This is a genomic window from Stenotrophomonas sp. BIGb0135 (assembly GCF_024810105.1).
GTDB lineage: Bacteria > Pseudomonadota > Gammaproteobacteria > Xanthomonadales > Xanthomonadaceae > Stenotrophomonas > Stenotrophomonas maltophilia_AB.
Genome location: NZ_JANUDX010000010.1, coordinates 34,667 through 50,850 on the forward strand (window position 1 = coordinate 34,667; position 16,184 = coordinate 50,850).

The 16,184-nt window shown below is 68.5% G+C and carries 17 protein-coding genes; 8 read left to right on the forward strand and 9 right to left on the reverse strand.

Annotated features, from left to right (window positions below):
* Positions 1-16 precede the first annotated feature (16 nt).
* From M2421_RS17250 to sufT, 3 genes are all read right to left on the reverse strand, one after another.
* A complete protein-coding gene (locus tag M2421_RS17250) occupies positions 17-1,762 on the reverse strand; it encodes a S8 family peptidase (RefSeq protein WP_259209031.1) in 1,746 nt (581 codons plus the stop codon).
* A gap of 448 nt (positions 1,763-2,210) precedes the next feature.
* Positions 2,211-3,308 carry a branched-chain amino acid aminotransferase gene (locus tag M2421_RS17255; protein WP_259209032.1) on the reverse strand — a complete coding sequence of 366 codons (1,098 nt, stop codon included), beginning with the start codon at positions 3,306-3,308 and terminating at the stop codon, positions 2,211-2,213.
* 61 nt (positions 3,309-3,369) lie between these two features.
* Positions 3,370-3,921, reverse strand: coding sequence for a putative Fe-S cluster assembly protein SufT (gene sufT / locus M2421_RS17260; protein ID WP_259209034.1), 552 nt, complete (start codon positions 3,919-3,921; stop codon positions 3,370-3,372).
* A gap of 118 nt (positions 3,922-4,039) precedes the next feature.
* Here sufT and M2421_RS17265 point away from each other — a divergent pair, with 118 nt between their 5' ends.
* Positions 4,040-4,459 carry a hypothetical protein gene (locus M2421_RS17265; RefSeq protein ID WP_259209035.1) on the forward strand — a complete coding sequence of 140 codons (420 nt, stop codon included), beginning with the start codon at positions 4,040-4,042 and terminating at the stop codon, positions 4,457-4,459.
* 157 nt (positions 4,460-4,616) lie between these two features.
* Here the strand turns inward: M2421_RS17265 and M2421_RS17270 are convergent, their stop codons facing one another.
* Together M2421_RS17270 and M2421_RS17275 are read right to left on the reverse strand one after the other, a co-directional pair.
* On the reverse strand, positions 4,617-6,071 hold the full coding sequence (locus tag M2421_RS17270; RefSeq protein WP_259209037.1) for an NAD(P)(+) transhydrogenase (Re/Si-specific) subunit beta: 1,455 nt from the start codon (positions 6,069-6,071) through the stop codon (positions 4,617-4,619).
* Entirely contained in the window at positions 6,068-6,376 is a 309-nt protein-coding gene (locus M2421_RS17275) for an NAD(P) transhydrogenase subunit alpha (RefSeq protein ID WP_259209039.1), read from the reverse strand. The genes M2421_RS17270 and M2421_RS17275 overlap by 4 nt, the downstream gene beginning before the upstream one ends.
* A gap of 134 nt (positions 6,377-6,510) precedes the next feature.
* Between M2421_RS17275 and M2421_RS17280 the strand changes: the two genes are divergently transcribed.
* From M2421_RS17280 to M2421_RS17290, 3 genes are read left to right on the forward strand one after another with little or no spacing between them, the layout of a single operon-like run.
* Positions 6,511-7,068, forward strand: a complete 558-nt coding sequence (locus M2421_RS17280) for an RNA polymerase sigma factor (protein ID WP_259209041.1) — start codon at positions 6,511-6,513, stop codon at positions 7,066-7,068.
* Positions 7,065-7,400 (forward strand): hypothetical protein, encoded by a 336-nt coding sequence (locus M2421_RS17285; RefSeq protein ID WP_259209043.1) that lies wholly within the window; start codon positions 7,065-7,067, stop codon positions 7,398-7,400. Before M2421_RS17280 ends, M2421_RS17285 begins: the two co-directional genes overlap by 4 nt.
* Before the next feature lie 2 nt (positions 7,401-7,402).
* Positions 7,403-7,828 (forward strand): DUF3106 domain-containing protein, encoded by a 426-nt coding sequence (locus tag M2421_RS17290; RefSeq protein WP_259209045.1) that lies wholly within the window; start codon positions 7,403-7,405, stop codon positions 7,826-7,828.
* Positions 7,829-7,927: 99 nt separating this feature from the next.
* On the opposite strand, the gene M2421_RS17295 is transcribed toward M2421_RS17290, so the two are convergent.
* From M2421_RS17295 to M2421_RS17305, 3 genes are all read right to left on the reverse strand, one after another.
* Complete coding sequence (locus M2421_RS17295) at positions 7,928-9,013, reverse strand: NAD(P) transhydrogenase subunit alpha (RefSeq protein ID WP_259209046.1); 1,086 nt, start codon at positions 9,011-9,013, stop codon at positions 7,928-7,930.
* Between the two features lie 239 nt (positions 9,014-9,252).
* A complete protein-coding gene (locus tag M2421_RS17300) occupies positions 9,253-9,486 on the reverse strand; it encodes a DUF6869 domain-containing protein (RefSeq protein WP_259209047.1) in 234 nt (77 codons plus the stop codon).
* 398 nt (positions 9,487-9,884) lie between these two features.
* A complete protein-coding gene (locus M2421_RS17305) occupies positions 9,885-12,194 on the reverse strand; it encodes a DUF1631 domain-containing protein (RefSeq protein ID WP_259209049.1) in 2,310 nt (769 codons plus the stop codon).
* A gap of 330 nt (positions 12,195-12,524) precedes the next feature.
* On the opposite strand from M2421_RS17305, the gene M2421_RS17310 reads away from it, so the two are divergent.
* The 4 genes from M2421_RS17310 to M2421_RS17325 are packed head-to-tail and all read left to right on the forward strand — an operon-like array spanning position 12,525 to position 15,405.
* The gene (locus tag M2421_RS17310) at positions 12,525-13,100 is read left to right on the forward strand and encodes a nitroreductase (RefSeq protein ID WP_259209052.1); all 576 of its coding nucleotides are present in this window, start codon (positions 12,525-12,527) and stop codon (positions 13,098-13,100) included.
* A 1-nt stretch (position 13,101) separates the two neighbouring features.
* The gene (locus M2421_RS17315) at positions 13,102-14,055 is read left to right on the forward strand and encodes a 5'-3' exonuclease H3TH domain-containing protein (protein ID WP_259209054.1); all 954 of its coding nucleotides are present in this window, start codon (positions 13,102-13,104) and stop codon (positions 14,053-14,055) included.
* Positions 14,052-14,603 carry an NUDIX hydrolase gene (locus M2421_RS17320; RefSeq protein WP_259209056.1) on the forward strand — a complete coding sequence of 184 codons (552 nt, stop codon included), beginning with the start codon at positions 14,052-14,054 and terminating at the stop codon, positions 14,601-14,603. Before M2421_RS17315 ends, M2421_RS17320 begins: the two co-directional genes overlap by 4 nt.
* The gene (locus M2421_RS17325) at positions 14,596-15,405 is read left to right on the forward strand and encodes an N-formylglutamate amidohydrolase (RefSeq protein ID WP_259209059.1); all 810 of its coding nucleotides are present in this window, start codon (positions 14,596-14,598) and stop codon (positions 15,403-15,405) included. The genes M2421_RS17320 and M2421_RS17325 overlap by 8 nt, the downstream gene beginning before the upstream one ends.
* A gap of 54 nt (positions 15,406-15,459) precedes the next feature.
* Here M2421_RS17325 and M2421_RS17330 read toward each other — a convergent pair whose 3' ends face one another.
* Entirely contained in the window at positions 15,460-16,122 is a 663-nt protein-coding gene (locus M2421_RS17330; RefSeq protein ID WP_259209062.1) for a hypothetical protein, read from the reverse strand.
* Positions 16,123-16,184 lie beyond the last annotated feature (62 nt).

Consider the following 16,184-nt stretch of genomic DNA (forward strand, 5'->3'; position numbering starts at 1 on the left):
GGAGAGGGATCTGGGCTCAGTACTGCGCGGTCAGGGTGACCCCGGAGAAGGTCGAATAGCCCTTCACCCGCACGTACCAGGTACCGGCCGCCGGTGAAGTGATCGTGCAGGTCTCGTTGTTGCCGCTCAGGTACGGGCGGCAGTTGTAGGCGCTGTCGGTCGGGGCACTGCCCGAGCGCAGGTACAGATCGGCATCACCGCTGCCGCCGGCGATGCTCACCTTCAGCTGCGAACTGCCCGACGGCACCGTGACCGTGTAGGACAGCGACGCCCCGCTGGCCGCGCCCAGCCCGGTGACCGGCACGTTGTTCTGCAGCACAGTGCCCGTGCCCGGGTTCGGGTTGGTCCCGCCCAGCGCCGCCGTGACCGCCGCATCCGCGTCCACGATGCCCGCACCGCAACCGCCGCTGCATGCGCCCGGCAAGGCCCGTGCGGTGTTCTTGAGCAGCGTTTCCACCGCCGCCGGGGTCAGCGCGGTCGGTGCCACCGACTGCACCAGCGCGACCACGCCGGCCACGTGCGGCGCCGCCATCGAGGTGCCGTTGTAGGACGCGTAGGACGCCGTGCCCGGCACCGTGGTGCCGCTGTTGAGGGTGGACAGGATCGCCTGGCCCGGTGCCGAGATATCGATGCCCGCGCCGTAGTTGGAGAAGCTGGCGCGCGCACCGGCCGAGGTGGTCGCGGCGACCGCGATCACGTTGGCGCAGTTGGCCGGCACCGACGTGGACACATTGGCGTTGCTGTTGCCGGCGGCCACCACCACGGTGGTGCCACGCGAGACCGCGCCGTTGATCGCATTCTGGTACGTGGTCGAGCAGGTGCCAGTGCCGCCGAGTGACATGTTGATCACTTCGGCCGGGTTTGCATTGGCCGGCACGCCGCTGACGGTGCCGCCGGAGGCCCACACGATCGCATCGGCGATATCGGAGGTGTAGCCGCCGCACTTGCCGAGCACGCGCACCGGCACGACCTTGGCATTGAAGGCGGTACCGGCCACGCCGGTGCTGTTGTTGGTTACCGCCGCGATGGTGCCGGCCACGTGGGTACCGTGCCAGCTCGAGTTGGAGGCCGGGATGCCCGAACCGCACTCGTTGGCGGCGTACCAGTCGCCTTCATCGTTGGGGTTGTTGTCGCGGCCGCCGCCGTCGCGCGCCATCGCCGCGTCACTGATGAAATCGTAGCCGGGCAGGATGTTGGCGTTCAGATCGGGGTGGTTGGTGATGCCGGTATCGATCACCGCCAGGACCACGCCGGTACCGGTCGCCTTGTCCCAGGCCGGACGCACATTGATCGAGGCATTGCTGGTGCCGAAACCCCACTGCTCGGACAACCGCGTGTCGTTGGGCACCAGCGTGGCGTGCATCAGCTGATCGACTTCAACGTATTCCACGTTCGGGTCGGCGGCCAGGCGACGCATCAGCAGCTCCGCTTCGGCGGCATCCAGCGGACGGTCCGCCTTGACCACGGTCGGGCCGATGGCCAGTTGGCGCAGCTTCTGCAGGCCCAGCGCGCGACCCTGCGCAGCCGGCACCGCCGCCGCAGCAGCCTTCAGCGAGCTGGCCAACGCGGTCGGCGTGGCGACCAGACTGGCGCCGTCCTTGTACTTGACGATGAAGCGCTCGTGCGTCGGGGCCGACGACAGGCCGCTCAGCTGCACATCGCCGGCAAACGCCGGGGCGGCCAACAGCAGGGTCGAGAGTACGGACGCGCCCAGTACAACCAATGCACGTTGACGCAAACGGGGTTGCGAATCATGAGACATCGGATTTCCCTTTCAGACAGTGGATGCCGCGAACGCGGCTGAATGTCCAGTCCCGATCCGGGGGCTGTTGATGGCGATGGCGCGGATCGGAGCCGGTGGGTGGATCGGTTCCCCTGAAATCAACCGACCCTGCCGACGCTAGTGGCTTGATGCGCGATCAACAATGTTTCAGCCGCACTTCAGCGACATGAAATGTCGGATCTGAGACTTCTCGTGTCGAAGGTTTGTGAAAGTGAAGGAACTTCGCGTTTCCGAACCGGTCAACCCGCGTCATCCGAAGTCTTTTTCGGCTGTCTTTGCCGTCAATTCCCGGACAGCCCTTGCGCGTCGGGGGCTTCACGGTGTTGCCACCGCTGGACATCACCACCGTCAGACCGACGTGCATGAAAAAACCCGCCTGTCCCCAGGCGGGTTTCTGCGTTGCTGCGGCGCGGAGGCGCGGGCGCGCTTACGCGTCCAGGCGCACCAACCAGCCATGCCGGTCCGGCAGGCGGCCGTACTGGATGTCGGTCAGTTCCTTGCGCAGCGACATCGTTACCTCGCCGGCCGGCGCATTGAGGTCGCCCACCGAGAACCCCTCGCCCTTGAGCTGGCCGATCGGGGTGACCACCGCGGCGGTACCGCAGGCGAACACTTCGGCGATGTCGCCGGAGGCCACGCCCTGCTTCCACTCATCGATGGTGACCTTGCGCTCCTCGACCTTCATGCCCCGGTCGCGGGCCAGCTGCAGGATGCTCTCGCGGGTGATGCCCTCCAGGATGCTGCCCGACAGCGCCGGGGTCACCAGGGTGCCGTCCTTGTAGACCAGGAACACATTCATGCCGCCCAGTTCTTCCAGGTACTTGCCCTCGACCGGGTCCAGGAACAGCACCTGCGAGCAGCCCTGCGCCTGCGCCTTCTGCTGCGGCAGCAGCGAGGCGGCATAGTTGCCACCGCACTTGGCCGCGCCGGTGCCGCCCTTGGCCGCACGCGCGTACTCGGTGGACAGCCAGATCGACACCGGGGCCACGCCCTTGGCGAAGTACGGGCCCGCCGGGCTGGCGATCACGTAGTAGCCGGCCTTGTGCGCGCCGCGCACGCCGAGGAAGGCTTCATCGCCGATCATGAACGGACGGAAGTACAGGCTGGATTCGTCGGCCGACGGCACCCAGCTGGCGTCCACGGCGATCAACTGCTTGAGCGATTCGACGAAGATGTCCACCGGCAGCTCCGGCAGCGCCAGGCGCTGCGCCGAACGCTGCAGGCGACGGCCGTTGGCGTCCGGGCGGAAGGTCCAGATCGAGCCGTCGGCGTGGCGATAGGCCTTGATGCCTTCGAAGATTTCCTGGCCGTAATGCAGCACCGCGGCGGCCGGGTCCAGCTGCAGCGGGCCGTACGGGCGCACAGTCGCGTTGTGCCAGCCGGTGTCCTTGTCCCAGCGCACTTCCACCATGTGGTCGGTGAAGTGCAGCCCAAAGCCCGGCGCGGCCAGGATGCGCTCGCGCTCCTCGCTGCTGCGCGGCGTGGCGGAACGGGTGGTGTTGAAGCTCACGGAAGACTGGGACACCGGATATTTCCTGTTCTGGTTACGGGGAACGCTGGCCGCGGCGGCGTGCCGCAGCCGGCCATTACAGCATGCCGGTCTCGAGCCGGGCCGCTTCGGACATCATGTGCTGGTTCCACGGCGGGTCGAACACCAGCTCGACGTCGGCCTCGGCCACCGTCGGGATCATTTCCAGCTTGCTGCGCACGTCGTCGACCAGGATTTCGCCCATGCCGCAGCCGGGTGCGGTCAGGGTCATCTTCACGTCGATCTCGCGCTGGCCCGCATCCAGGTGCTTGATCTCCACCTCGTAGACCAGGCCCAGCTCGACCACGTTGACCGGGATCTCGGGATCGAAACAGGTGCGCAGCTGCTGCCACACCAGCTTTTCGACTTCTTCATCGGAGGCGTTGTCGGGCAGTTCCAGCGCCGGCGGCGGTTCCTTGCCGATGGCGTCGCCGTCCTTGCCGGCGATGCGGAACAGATTGCCTTCGACGAACACGGTATAGCTCCCACCCAGGGCCTGGGTGATGTAGCCATAGCTGCCGGCGGGCAGCGTGACCGTTTCGCCCTGCGGGACCATGACGGCCTCGCAGTCGCGTTCGAAGTGGACGGGTTCACTGCTACGGGAGTACATGTGGATCGATATGGGGGTCGCGGCCAATTCCCGCAAGGCGACCATTTTAGCCCAGTGGCCGCCAACGCGCCGGTCACCGCGCAAGTCGGTATCCTGTGGCCTCTCACAGGAAGATTGCATGACGCCCACCTCCGTGCCTGCCCGCGGCCATCACTGGCTCTGGCCCCCGATGTTGCTGATTGGCGTTGCCACGGCCACCTTGGCCTGGGTGTTCATTGCCCTCCTCAGTGGCCGCCAGACCGGCTGGATGGCGGTCCTGGCGGCCCTGGAGATCGTGTTCATGCTGCGCCTGAGCCGCTTCCCTGCCGGCTCGGCGCGGGTTGCGGTGACCCTGGTCGGCACCCTGCTGGTGGTGGTGGCGGCCAACTGGGGCATCGCGTCGGCCTACGTCGGCGGCTCGATGGGCCTGGCGCCGTGGGATTCAGCGTTGCGGATGGGCCCGTTCATGGCCTGGACCCTGTTCGGGCTGGCCAACGGGGTCGCCGAGGCGCTGTGGGTGCTGGTGGCCCTGGTCGTGGGCGGGTGGCTGGCGCGGTAGCGCTTGCGCGTTGGCGCCCCCCATCCTTCGGTGTGCCTCGCACAGGGATACCCCCCGCGGCCTCGCCCCTCCAGCCCCCCGCACCTTCGGCGTCGCCCCCTGACCCAGAGGGCGACGCGTCGGAGACGTAGTCGGTAGTGCCCGTCCTGCGGCGACCTCAATGACCGCCGTCGAGCGCCTTCAGCTCACTGACCAGCGCGCTGGCCGCGCCGGCACCATCGCCGTAAAACATGCGCGCGTTGTCGGCGTAGAACAGCGCATTCTCGATGCCGGCAAAACCGGTGCCCTTGCCGCGCTTGATCACCACCACGTTGCGGGCGTTGACCACGTCCAGGATCGGCATGCCGTAGATCGGGCTGGCCGGGTCGGTGCGTGCGACCGGGTTGACCACGTCGTTGGCGCCGATCACCAGCACCACGTCGGTGTTGGGGAACTCCGGGTTGATGTCGTCCATGTCGGCGATCAGGTCGTAGGGCACGCCGGCCTCGGCGAGCAGCACGTTCATGTGCCCGGGCATGCGCCCGGCGACCGGGTGGATGGCGAACTTCACCTTGATGCCGCGGTCGAGCAGGCGCTGGGCCAGCTCCCACACCTTGTGCTGGGCCTGGGCCACCGCCATGCCGTAGCCGGGCACGATGACCACGCGCTCGGCGAAGGCCAGCATCGCGGCCACGTCGCTGGCCTCGATCGGCTTCTGCGCGCCGCTGATTTCCTGCGCCACGCCGCCGCCGCCGAAGTTGGAGAACAGCACGCCGCTGATCGGCCGGTTCATCGCCTTGGCCATCAACCGGGTCAGCAGGATGCCGGCCGCGCCGACCATCATGCCGGCGATGATCAAGGCCTCGTTGCCCAGCACGTAGCCTTCGAAGGCCACCGCCAGGCCGGTGAACGCGTTGTACAGCGAGATCACTACCGGCATGTCGGCGCCGCCGATCGGCAGCGTCATCAGCACGCCCAGCGCCAGCGCCACCACGAAGAAGCTGATGATCGCCACCGGGCTCAGGGTGACCGCCGCCCAGACCCCCAGCACCACCATCGCCAGTGCGACCAGCAGATTGAATGCCTGTTGCCCCGGGAAGGTGACGCGGCGGTCCAGGCGACCATCCAGCTTGGCCCAGGCGATGATCGAGCCGGACAGCGAGACCGCGCCGATCGCCGAGCCGATCACCGCCAAGGCCAACACGGTGGCCGACGGCTGGCGTGCGGCCAGGTCGGCCAGCGCCTGTTCGCTCCAATGGGTGGTATCGCGGTTGGCCAGGAACGAGAAGCGCAGCAGCTCGACCGCACCGATCGCCGCCGCCGAGCCGCCGCCCATGCCGTTGTACAGGGCCACCATCTGCGGCATGTCGGTGATCGCCACGCGCTTGGCCGACCACCACGCCACGCCGGTGCCGATCGCCACCGCCGCCAGGATCAGCGGGATGTTGTGCAGTTCGGGCAGGAAGAACGTGGCCACCGTGGCGATCAGCATGCCCAGCCCGGCCCAGCGGATGCCGCTGCGCGCGGTCATCGGCGAGGCCATGCGCTGCAGGCCGAGCAGGAACAGGGTGGCGGCCACCAGATAGCTCACCTGCACCAGCCACTGCAGCAGTTGCGCGGTGCTCACGTTCAAGGCGACTTCTCCCCGGCGTCGCGCCTGGCGCTGGGCTTGAACATGTCCAGCATGCGCTCGGTCACCACGTAGCCGCCCGCCGCGTTGCCCGCGCCGAGCACCACGGCGATGAAGCCGATGATCTTCTCCAGCGGGGTCTGCGCGTGCCCCAGCACCACCATCGCCCCGATCAGCACGATGCCGTGGATGAAGTTGGAGCCGGACATCAGGGGGGTATGCAGGATCACCGGCACCCGTGAAATGATCACGTGGCCGGCGATCGCAGCCAGCATGAAGATGTACAACGCCACGAACCCGTCGCTCATTGCAGTCACTCTCCCAGGCGGTGATCCCGTCCCCCCATCATAACCATGCGCTGAACCGTTCTGCAGGCCGGTCAACCGATCGGCCGCCGGGGCGTTCTCACCGTATCCCCCTGCGCGAGCGCTACCCTGTGCTGGTGAGCCCTACCTTGCAGACACTGCCCGACCAGGCCGACGCCGCGTTGCCGGTGTCGCTGGACGCGTTCCTGGCCGGGATCGGCCCGCGCGCCTTCCGCTTCGCCGAGGCCGGCCTGCGCCAACGCGACGATGCGCTGGACGCGGTGCAGGACGCCATGCTGCGCATGCTGTCCTACCAGGACAAGCCGGCCGCCGAGTGGGCGCCGTTGTTCTGGAGCATCCTGCGCCGGCGCGTGGTCGACCTGCAGCGCCGACGCGGCTTCCGCCTGCGCTTCTGGCGCAGCAGCGACGAGGAAGGCGGCGACCATGACATCGACTGGGCCGATTCCGCGCCCGGCCCGGCGCAAGCGCACGAGCAGCGCGAGCAGTACGCGCAACTGGTACAGGCGCTGCGCGAACTGCCGGCGCGCCAGCGCGAAGCTTTCACCCTGCGGGTACTGCAGCAGCTGGACGGCGCCACCACCGCCAAGGCCATGGGCTGCAGCGAGGGCGCGGTCAAAACCCATCTTTCGCGCGCCCGACAAGCGCTGCAGCAGCACCTGGAGATCGAACTGTGAGCCGCCCCGTCACCCCGCCCATCCACGATGACACCGCCCTGCGCGCGCTGCATGCACAGGCCCTGCAGCAGCTCTCACCGGCGACGCTGGCCCGCCTGCGCAGCGCACGCAGCGCTGCCGCGCCGCGACATACGCGGGCGCACGGCTGGTGGATGGCCACCGCCTGCTCGGCCGTGGCCGCCCTGGCCCTGGGCTACAGTTTCACCGTCAACCCGCCGACCACGCCGGCTGCGCCCACGGCCGCCCCCACGGTGGATGACAGCAGCGACGTGCTGGACGAGAATCCCGACCTGTACGTGTGGCTGGGCACGACCGACCTGGCAATGGAGTGAACATGACACCGCGACTGATCCTGGCGCTGGCCCTGCTGTCGGCAAGCACGGCCGGCTGGGCACAGAGTGCGCCCCTGCCCGACTGGGAGCGCCTCACCCCGCAGCAGCGCGAGGCGCTGATCGCGCCCGTGCGCGACCGCTGGAACGATGCTCCGCCCCCGCAGCGCGAGCGCATGCTCCAGCACGGCCAGCGCTGGCAGAGCATGACCCCCGAACAGCGCGAGCTGGCCCGGCGCGGTCGGCACCGCTTCGAGAACATGAGCCCGGAACAGCGCGAACAGGCGCGTGCGCTGTTCTCGCAGATGCGCGGGCTGACCCCGGCCCAGCGCGACGAGCTGCGCGAGCGCTGGTCGAAGATGACGCCCGAGCAGCGCCAGGACTGGCTCAAGGCCAATCCGGCCAAGGACACCCCGCCGCCGAAGCGCTGACGGCGTTGGCGCGGGCGTGCCACCACGCGTGTGGTGGCAGCGACCCGGTAATGCCAGCAGAAACCCGGTAGCGCCACGCCATGCGTGGCTGCTTCTCCCTCAACCGCCGGCCACCCAGCGGGTCCTGGCCAGCAGTTCGTCGTCCCAGTCGAAACCGATCGCCCCGTCCTTCAGGAACAGCGCGACGAAGTTGTACAGGTTGCGCGCGTACATCTCGCTGGCGTGCACCGCGCCCAGGCTGGCCAGGTCGAGCGGCCCGTCGATGGTGACCCCATTGACGTCCACCACCTCCCCCGGCCGGGTCGCCTCGCAGTTGCCACCGGTCTCGGCGGCCAGGTCGACGATCACGCTGCCCGGCTTCATGCCCTGCACCATCGCCGTGGTGACGATCTTCGGCGCCGGCCGCCCGGGCACCGCCGCGGTGCAGATCACCACATCGACCAGGCGCAGGTGCTCGCCGAGCCGACGCTGCTGCTCGGCGCGCTCTTCCTCGGTCAGCGGCCGCGCATAGCCGCCCTCGCCGACCGCGCTCACGCCCAGGTCGAGGAACTTGCCGCCCAGCGATTCGATCTGCTCGCGGGTCTCCGGCCGCACGTCGAAGCCCTCCACCTGCGCGCCCAGCCGGCGTGCGGTGGCGATGGCCTGCAAGCCGGCCACACCGGCCCCGACCACCAGCACCCGCGACGGACGAATGGTGCCGGCAGCCGTGGTCAGCATCGGGAAGAAGCGCGGGGCGCGCTGCGCGGCGATCAGCGTGGCCTTGTAACCGGCCATGCCGGCCTGCGAACTCAGCACGTCCATCGACTGGGCGCGGGTGGTGCGCGGCAGGCGTTCCAGCGGGAAGGCCTGCAGCCCGCGCGACTGGATCAACCCGGCGCGTTCGGCATCGGCCTGCGGGTGCAGCATGCCCACCAGGCTGGCGCCGGATTTGAGCTGGGCCAACCGCGCATTGTCCGGCGGTTGCACGCACAGCACGATGTCGGCCAGGGCCAGACGTGCGTCGTCGGCCAACTGCGCGCCGACGTCCAGATACGCTTGATCAGGAAACCCGGCGGCCTGTCCGGCGGCGGGCTCGAACCATACCGTCGCGCCCAAGGCGGACAGCTTGCGCGCCGTTTCCGGCGTCATCGCCACGCGTCGCTCGCCCGGCCCGCGTTCCCGTACCACCAGCACATCGACAGCCATGGCATGTCCCCGACGATCAGCAGAGTGTGGGGGGATCGTACCTTACGCCCCCGGGTACGGGCCAAGGTCGACGGCTGTGCTATCCGAGGACTGCACGCTGGGCCAGGGTGTGGCATTTCCTGCGAGCGCCTCCATTCGACTCGCTTATCGCACGAAATCTCCATCCTCCCTGCCGGCAATGTAGATATTCAACTCAACGGCCAGTTAGCGAAATCGATTGGATCCGCGCCCATAGCGCCTCACTCATCCGGCCCTGCCACACCAAGAAGCAGCCTCCCCAACTGGACATCATGTCGAGCCAGCGCCTCAATTCCAGAGGTGCAATCGTCTCCATGGGCGACGAGAAAATCCTCAAGCGGCCCTGCCGCAAGACTGGCCAAAACCCTGTCACTTCCGTTTATCCGCCTGATCCCATCGATCACGCGCCAGGCCAACGCGCCGTCCGCCTGGATCAGGTCATCGATGACATCCATAACCCAGGACTAAGATTCTCGGACCACTCTCGACATCAGCGGGCAGCTGATTGAGCTCAATCCAGGCAGCCAAGCCAAACACCGCAAGCCCCACAGACAACGCGCAGCCGAGTCGCGAAGAGCTGCACTCCATCAAGTAATCCCTCCATGGAAGCGTATTGATACGCAACGTCCGCCGAGGCGATCCAGTCATCGCATTGGCGCGGGCTGGTGCCCACAGAAACTGGCGTCGATCGGTCGGCTGTGCCCGGCATCCGTTACACCCTCGGACAGCCCAGATTTTCCGACGTCCCCAAGTGACGACCACCTCCAGCTCCAGCCAGACGAGGTCATAAGAAACCAAAAACGCCGGGCACTGCCCGGCGTTTCAATTCAACCGCATCCAGCGCTCAAGGCGTTCAATGCACCGTAGCGTTCTTGTTGTCCAGCCGATCGATCACGCCCTGCATCGCACTGTCGAAGGCACCGTCGTCGATATGCGCGCGCAGGCGACCCAGCCGCACCATCACCGCCAGTTCTTCCGCCGAGGCCACGCAGAAGCGCACGCCCCGCCGATTGACGAACAGCAGGCGCGAGGAAATCGGGCTCACCCAGGACAGCTTGCCGGCCTGGACCTTGCCGTCCTTGTCGACGAAATCCAGCCAACTGCCGATCTCCAGGCCGCGGAAACGGTCGGCATCGGCGTTGTCGAAATCGCTCACGTCCACCTTGCTGCCCAGCTCCACCGCAGCGCTTTCCTGCGTCGGCGGCGCGGGCAGGACCACCTGCGGCAATTCGGGCAGCGCGCGTTCCAGCTCCGGACGCGATTCGGCGATGGCCTGCAGGGTGTCGTGCAGGGCGTCGATCGCACCGGTGGCGGCGTCGGCGTGCACGCCCACGCTGGCAAATACCTTGCGCAGGGCCGGGTGCCACGCCTGCAGCCATGGTTTGCCGACGATCTGCCGGCGCGCTTCGGCCACTTCCTCCAGCATGCCGTCGGCCAGTGCCAGCGCTTCGCCCACCGAGGCACCGTCTTCGCCTTCGCGCAGCACGGTCAGGGTGAGGTGGTGCTGCCACGGCTGGCGCAGGAACTCGCCGATGGCCTGCGGCAGCGTGGCATCGGCGATGCGCCGGTCGAGCTCGGCGGCCGAACGGGTGCGGGCCATTTCCAGCTTTTCCTGGCCGCGCTGGGTCTCGGCCGCACGGCGCTCGGCGATTTCGATGCGGCGGCGGTGCTGGGTGAGGAAGTCGCGGAATTCTTCTTCGAGGGTGAGGAAGATCGCCAGGTTCTCGTTGAACTCGGCGACCAGCCGCTCGATGATCTCCTCGACCTTGCCCATCAGCACGCGCTCGGCCTGGCTTTCGCCGGTGTTGCCTTCGCAGGCTTCGGCCAGCGAGTTGAGCAGCTTGCGCGCCGGGTGGGTCTTCTGCACGAACATGCGGCGGTCGAGCATGGCGACCTTGACGAAGGGCACCACCAGGCGGCCGATCAGCTCACGAGAGCGGCCTTCCAGGTCACGCTCGTCCAGCATCACGTCGAACAGCATGCCGACCAGGTCGATCGCATCTTCGTCCTGCGGGTCCAGCCGCGCCTGCGCCGGGTCCACGCCGAGGCGGGTGGCACCGGACAGTACTTCGCTCTTCAGCCGCTGCGCCAGCGACTCGCCGTCTTCGCCGATCGCCGCGCGCAGGGTCGCACTTGGGGTGGCCTGCAGCAGCGACAGCACCGACATCATCTCGCGCTGGCTCAAGGGGCGCTGCTGGCCGACCGCGACGCTGGCCGCGGAGGTCGCGTCCTCGCGCACGTGGCGGGTCTGCTGCAGCAGTTCGTGCAGGGCTTCCAGCAGCATGCCCTGGTTGTTGCTCATGCCGTCGGCGGCATCGGCCACCGCCTGGCCCTGCTGGGAGGACTGGATGCGCCCGCGGCTCTCGGCCCAGCGGTCGGCGAAGCGCCGCGCCCAGGCCGGGGCGGCGGCATCGTCGGCACCGCCCAGCGATTCGGGATCCAGCGCGTCGACCAGGTCGTCCAGTTCATGGCGCGGGGACGGCGGGCGCGGCGCCGCGCGGCGCGGCGCGGCCATCTGCGGCATCACCCCGGCGGCGGCCAGCTGCTCGTCCAGGGCCTCGTACCGCTTGCCGATCGGGGCGTGCAGGTCGCGCTCGCACAGCTTGATCAGCACCAGCCGCACTTCCGGAGCCAGTTCACAGTCGGCGAAGGCCTCATGGATGGCCACGCCGATGTGTTCGGGGCTGATCGGGTTGCTGTCGGCGTTGAGTTCCAGCCCGCCGGCGATCCAGCCCAGGCGTCGGTCCAGCCGCGACAGCACCGGCTTCCAGTCGCGCAGCAGCACCGTGGCGAAGTTGCGGACCGCCAAGCGCGATTCCAGCACGTGCTCGGGCACCAGGCTCAGCCCGTCCTCGATCTGCCCGGCCAGGGTGGCCTCGGCCGAGGCCGGCTGGCCGCGCTCCAGCGCATCCCACGCCTCGAGCAGGTGGCCGCGGAAGCCGCGCACGATGTCCTCGCGGCGGCGGCGCAGTTCGCGCATGCCATCCAGGAACAGCAGCTGCGACGCGCCAGCGGTGCCGGCACGGTCGAACAGCACGTCATCGAAGCGCGCCAGGACCGTTGCAAACGACTCGGCAAGCGCCGGCAACGCGGCGTCGCGGGCCTGCCTCAACAGGGCCGGGTCGCGGCCTGGCTGCCCCGATGGAATGGGCGTGGCGATCATGCGAAAAGGCTCCCCAGCTTCGCAGGTACAGAATGCAACGTGGAATCGATGAACACCGGCACCCCCCAGGCACCCGCATCCGCATACCAGGCCAGCCGACCGGTCAGGGACAGCGAAACAGTCCGCACGTTGAACCTCATGACCGGGTGCCGGCAGGCCTTGTATCGTAAGGCCAGCGTCCTTGGGAAGCGAGTACAGCCACGTGAAGGAATGCCGTTGATTAAGTGATGTTCATCACGCTTTGTCGCAAATGACCCGGAGATGGCCCCGAGCCGCGTCACAAACTGCCGCGACTATACTTGTTCGACCGTGACATCTGATCGAGACCCCATGCCCGACTCCCCCGCGTTGCAAGCCCTGGACGCCCGCCGCTCCTTACCGTCCAGGCAATTGGGCGAGCCCGGGCCGGACCCGGACACCCTGTTGCGGATGCTCACCTCTGCGGTGCGCGTGCCCGACCACGGCAAGCTGGTGCCGTTCCGTTTCCTGCGGATCGCTGGCGATGCACGTCACAGTCTGGGCGAGTACCTGGTCCAGCGCAGCCGCGAACGCGATCCGAACGTGTCGGCCGCCCAGTTGGAAAAGGACCGGCTGCGTTTTTCGCATGCCCCGTTGGTCATCACCGTGGTGGCCCGGCCGCGCCCCAACCCCAAGGTGCCCGAAGAAGAACAGCTGATGACCGCCGGCTGCGTGTGCTTTGCGCTGCTGCAGGCGGCGCAGGCACTGGGCTTTGGCGCGCAGTGGCTGACCGCGTGGATGGCCTTCGATCCCGCCGTGCGCGCCCATCTGGGCCTGGCCGGGGACGAGCGGATCGCCGGCTTCATCCATATCGGCACCCCGCGCACCGAGGCCCCCGAGCGCGAGCGCCCGGATCCGGCGGCGCTGCTGCAGGACTGGGTGGGCTGAGGTGACTCTGCCTGCCGCACCCGGCGTCACGCCGCGCCCGCCGCTGTACCTGGTCGATGCCAGTCTGTACGTGTTCCGCGCCTGGCACTCGATGCCCGATGAGTTCCAGGACCAGCAGGGCTGGCCGACCAACGCGGTGCACGGCTTCGCCCGGTTCCTGCTGGACCTGCTGGAGCGCGAGCGCCCGCGGCACATCGCCATCGCCTTCGATGAGGCCTTGGACAGCTGCTTCCGCCACCGCCTGTATGCCGCCTACAAGGCCAACCGCGATCCGGCCCCGGACGCCCTGCGCCGCCAGTTCGCACACTGCAAGGCGCTGTGCCTCGCCCTGGGCCTGCCGGTGCTGGCCCACGCCGAATACGAAGCCGACGACCTGATCGGCAGCGCCCTGCATGCGCGCCGCGACGCCGGTATGCGCGGGGTGATCATCTCCGCCGACAAGGACCTGTCCCAACTGCTGTTCGAGCACGACGAGCAGTGGGACTACGCGCGCAACCAGCGCTGGGGCATGGCCGGGGTCAAGGCGCGGCATGGCGTGCATGCGCACCAGATCGCCGATTACCTGGCGCTGTGCGGCGATGCGGTGGACAACATTCCCGGCGTGACCGGCGTGGGCGCCAAGTCGGCAGCCGTGCTGCTGGCGCATTTCGGCAGCATGGACGTGCTGTTCGAGCGCCTGGACGAAGTGCCCTTCCTGCGCCTGCGCGGCGCCGCGCAGATGGCGGTACGGTTGCGCGAACAGCGCGAGCACGCCCTGCTGTGGCGGCAATTGACCACCATCGCGCTGGATGCGCCGCTGGACGTGGCCGACGCCGATTTCAGCCGCGGCAGCGCCGACCCGCAGATGCTGCAGGGCCTGTGCGATGCACTGCGGTTCGGGCCGTTGACCCGACGCCGACTGTTCAGCGCGGCCGGCCTGCCCGATTCCCCTTCCGTTGCCAGCGAGTTCGCATGAGCCCCAACACCCAAGCCCCCAGGATCGTCTACGAAGGCAAGTACCAGCGCATGGTCGTGCGCGGCACGTGGGAGTACAGCGAACGCACCCACGCCGGTGGCCTGGCCGCGATCATCATCGCGGTCACCCCGGAGGACAACGTGCTGTTCGTGGAACAGTTCCGGGTGCCGCTGCAGGCCAACACCATCGAGATGCCGGCCGGCCTGGTCGGCGACATCGACGCCGGCGAGTCGATCGAGGTATCGGCGGTGCGCGAGCTGGAGGAGGAAACCGGCTGGACCGCCGCGCACGCCGAGGTACTGATGATCGGCCCGACCTCGTCGGGTGCGAGCAGCGAAAAGATCGCCTTCGTGCGCGCCACCGGCCTGCGCAAGGTGGGCGACGGCGGCGGCGATGCCAGCGAGAACATCACCGTGCACGAAGTCCCGCGCGCCCGCGCCGCTGCATGGCTGGTGGAGAAGATCGGCCAGGGCTACGAGCTGGACGCCAAGCTGTGGGCCGGGCTGTGGATGATCGAGCACCACCTGGACGGCACCCCGCGTGGCTGATTCGCTCGCCCACGCGACGGCCGCCGGCGCCCTGCTGGGGCCGCCCGACCCGGCGCCCTTCGTGGTGCACCAGCCACAGGGGCGTTCGTCGTACGTATTGATCGCCGACCACGCCGGCCAGCAGGTGCCGGCAGGGCTGGCCAGCCTGGGCCTGCCGCAGGCCGAACTGGACCGGCACATCGGCTGGGACATCGGCATCGCCGGCGTCACCGTTGCGCTGGCACGCCTGCTCGACGCATGGGCGATCACCCAGACCTATTCGCGGCTGGTGATCGACTGCAACCGGCCGCTGGCGTCGCCCACGCTGATGCCGGAGACCAGCGACCGCACGCTGGTGCCCGGCAACCAGGCGCTGTCACCGCTGCAGCGACAGCAACGCATCGACGCGATCCACGCGCCCTACCATGCCCGCATCGACGCCGAGCTGGATGCCCGCCAGGCGCAGGCCCGGCCGACGCTGCTGGTGATGATGCACAGCTTCACCCCGGTCATGAACGACGCCGCGCGGCCGTGGCATGCCGGCGTGCTGTATCACCGCGATACCCGCTTCGCGCGCGTGCTGCTGCAGGCGCTGCGCGATGAGGGCGACCTGGTCGTCGGCGACAACCAGCCCTATGCCGTCAGCAGTACCAGCGACTATGCCGTGCCGGTACATGGCGAAGGCCGCGGGCTGGTGCATGTGGAGCTGGAGATCCGCCAGGACCTCATCGCCGATGCGGCCGGCCAGCAGGCGTGGGCGCAACGACTGGCGCGGATATTCACTGCGCTGCAGCCGCAGCTGGACGCATTCCCGCCCCCGTAGTCCCGGCGCCCACCTACCCGGTCGTGCCGGCCGCTGGCCGGCAACCGCAGCCCCCTACAGCGCAGGCGCCGCCATCCACGGAAATGCGCGGTAGCCGCGTACCTCCGGGCCGATACCCAGCGCCTGGAAGTCGGCAACGATGGCCGCGGCACGCGTGCGTTGCAGATCGCGCCCCAGTTCCAGTGGCAGTGCACGGCACAACGGCAGCGCCTGGCCCACCGCAACCTCCAGCACGCCAGCGACAAGGCGGGCCGCGTCCTTGACCCTCGTTTCCGGGCATTGCGCCAGCACCACGTCGAACGCGGCGAAGATGCCGCGCCCCACGCCCAGCGCGCGCGCCGCCTGCTGCTCCTCGGCCGGCGCCTCATCCAATGCTTCCTCGATGCCCGCCACCTGCGCGAAGGCGTCGTACTCGCTGTAGTACGCCAGCGCGTGCGCATACGCGTCCAACGTGGACAGGGGACGCTGGCGCTTCTGTACCTCCAGCACATCGGCGAAGGTGGCCGCTTCCAGATACGGGCTCAGGCCATGCTCGGCGACAAAGGCCTGCACGGCGGGATCGTCATCCTCGACGTCGTGGCCGGACAGCCAGAACATCGCCTCCTGCTCATCGCCGTCGGTTGCGTAGACCCAGCCGTAGCGGTCCCACACATCGCGATCATCGTGGCAGGCCGCGATGGCCTCAAGGGCCTGGCACAGGGTAAGAAGTTCAGCCATCGACGTCAGTGCCGCACCGGAAACCCCCCATGGTAGGGCCGACCGTTGCTCGGCTGCACGCA

Excerpts from the sequence above, each read along its gene's own strand:
- M2421_RS17250 (WP_259209031.1), bottom strand. The coding sequence starts at position 1,762 with ATGTCTCATGATTCGCAACCCCGTTTGCGTCAACGTGCATTGGTTGTA.
- sufT (WP_259209034.1), bottom strand. The coding sequence starts at position 3,921 with ATGTACTCCCGTAGCAGTGAACCCGTCCACTTCGAACGCGACTGCGAG.
- M2421_RS17265 (WP_259209035.1), top strand. The coding sequence starts at position 4,040 with ATGACGCCCACCTCCGTGCCTGCCCGCGGCCATCACTGGCTCTGGCCC.
- M2421_RS17275 (WP_259209039.1), bottom strand. The coding sequence starts at position 6,376 with ATGAGCGACGGGTTCGTGGCGTTGTACATCTTCATGCTGGCTGCGATC.
- M2421_RS17290 (WP_259209045.1), top strand. The coding sequence starts at position 7,403 with ATGACACCGCGACTGATCCTGGCGCTGGCCCTGCTGTCGGCAAGCACG.
- M2421_RS17295 (WP_259209046.1), bottom strand. The coding sequence starts at position 9,013 with ATGGCTGTCGATGTGCTGGTGGTACGGGAACGCGGGCCGGGCGAGCGA.
- M2421_RS17300 (WP_259209047.1), bottom strand. The coding sequence starts at position 9,486 with ATGGATGTCATCGATGACCTGATCCAGGCGGACGGCGCGTTGGCCTGG.
- M2421_RS17305 (WP_259209049.1), bottom strand. The coding sequence starts at position 12,194 with ATGATCGCCACGCCCATTCCATCGGGGCAGCCAGGCCGCGACCCGGCC.
- M2421_RS17310 (WP_259209052.1), top strand. The coding sequence starts at position 12,525 with ATGCCCGACTCCCCCGCGTTGCAAGCCCTGGACGCCCGCCGCTCCTTA.
- M2421_RS17320 (WP_259209056.1), top strand. The coding sequence starts at position 14,052 with ATGAGCCCCAACACCCAAGCCCCCAGGATCGTCTACGAAGGCAAGTAC.
- M2421_RS17330 (WP_259209062.1), bottom strand. The coding sequence starts at position 16,122 with ATGGCTGAACTTCTTACCCTGTGCCAGGCCCTTGAGGCCATCGCGGCC.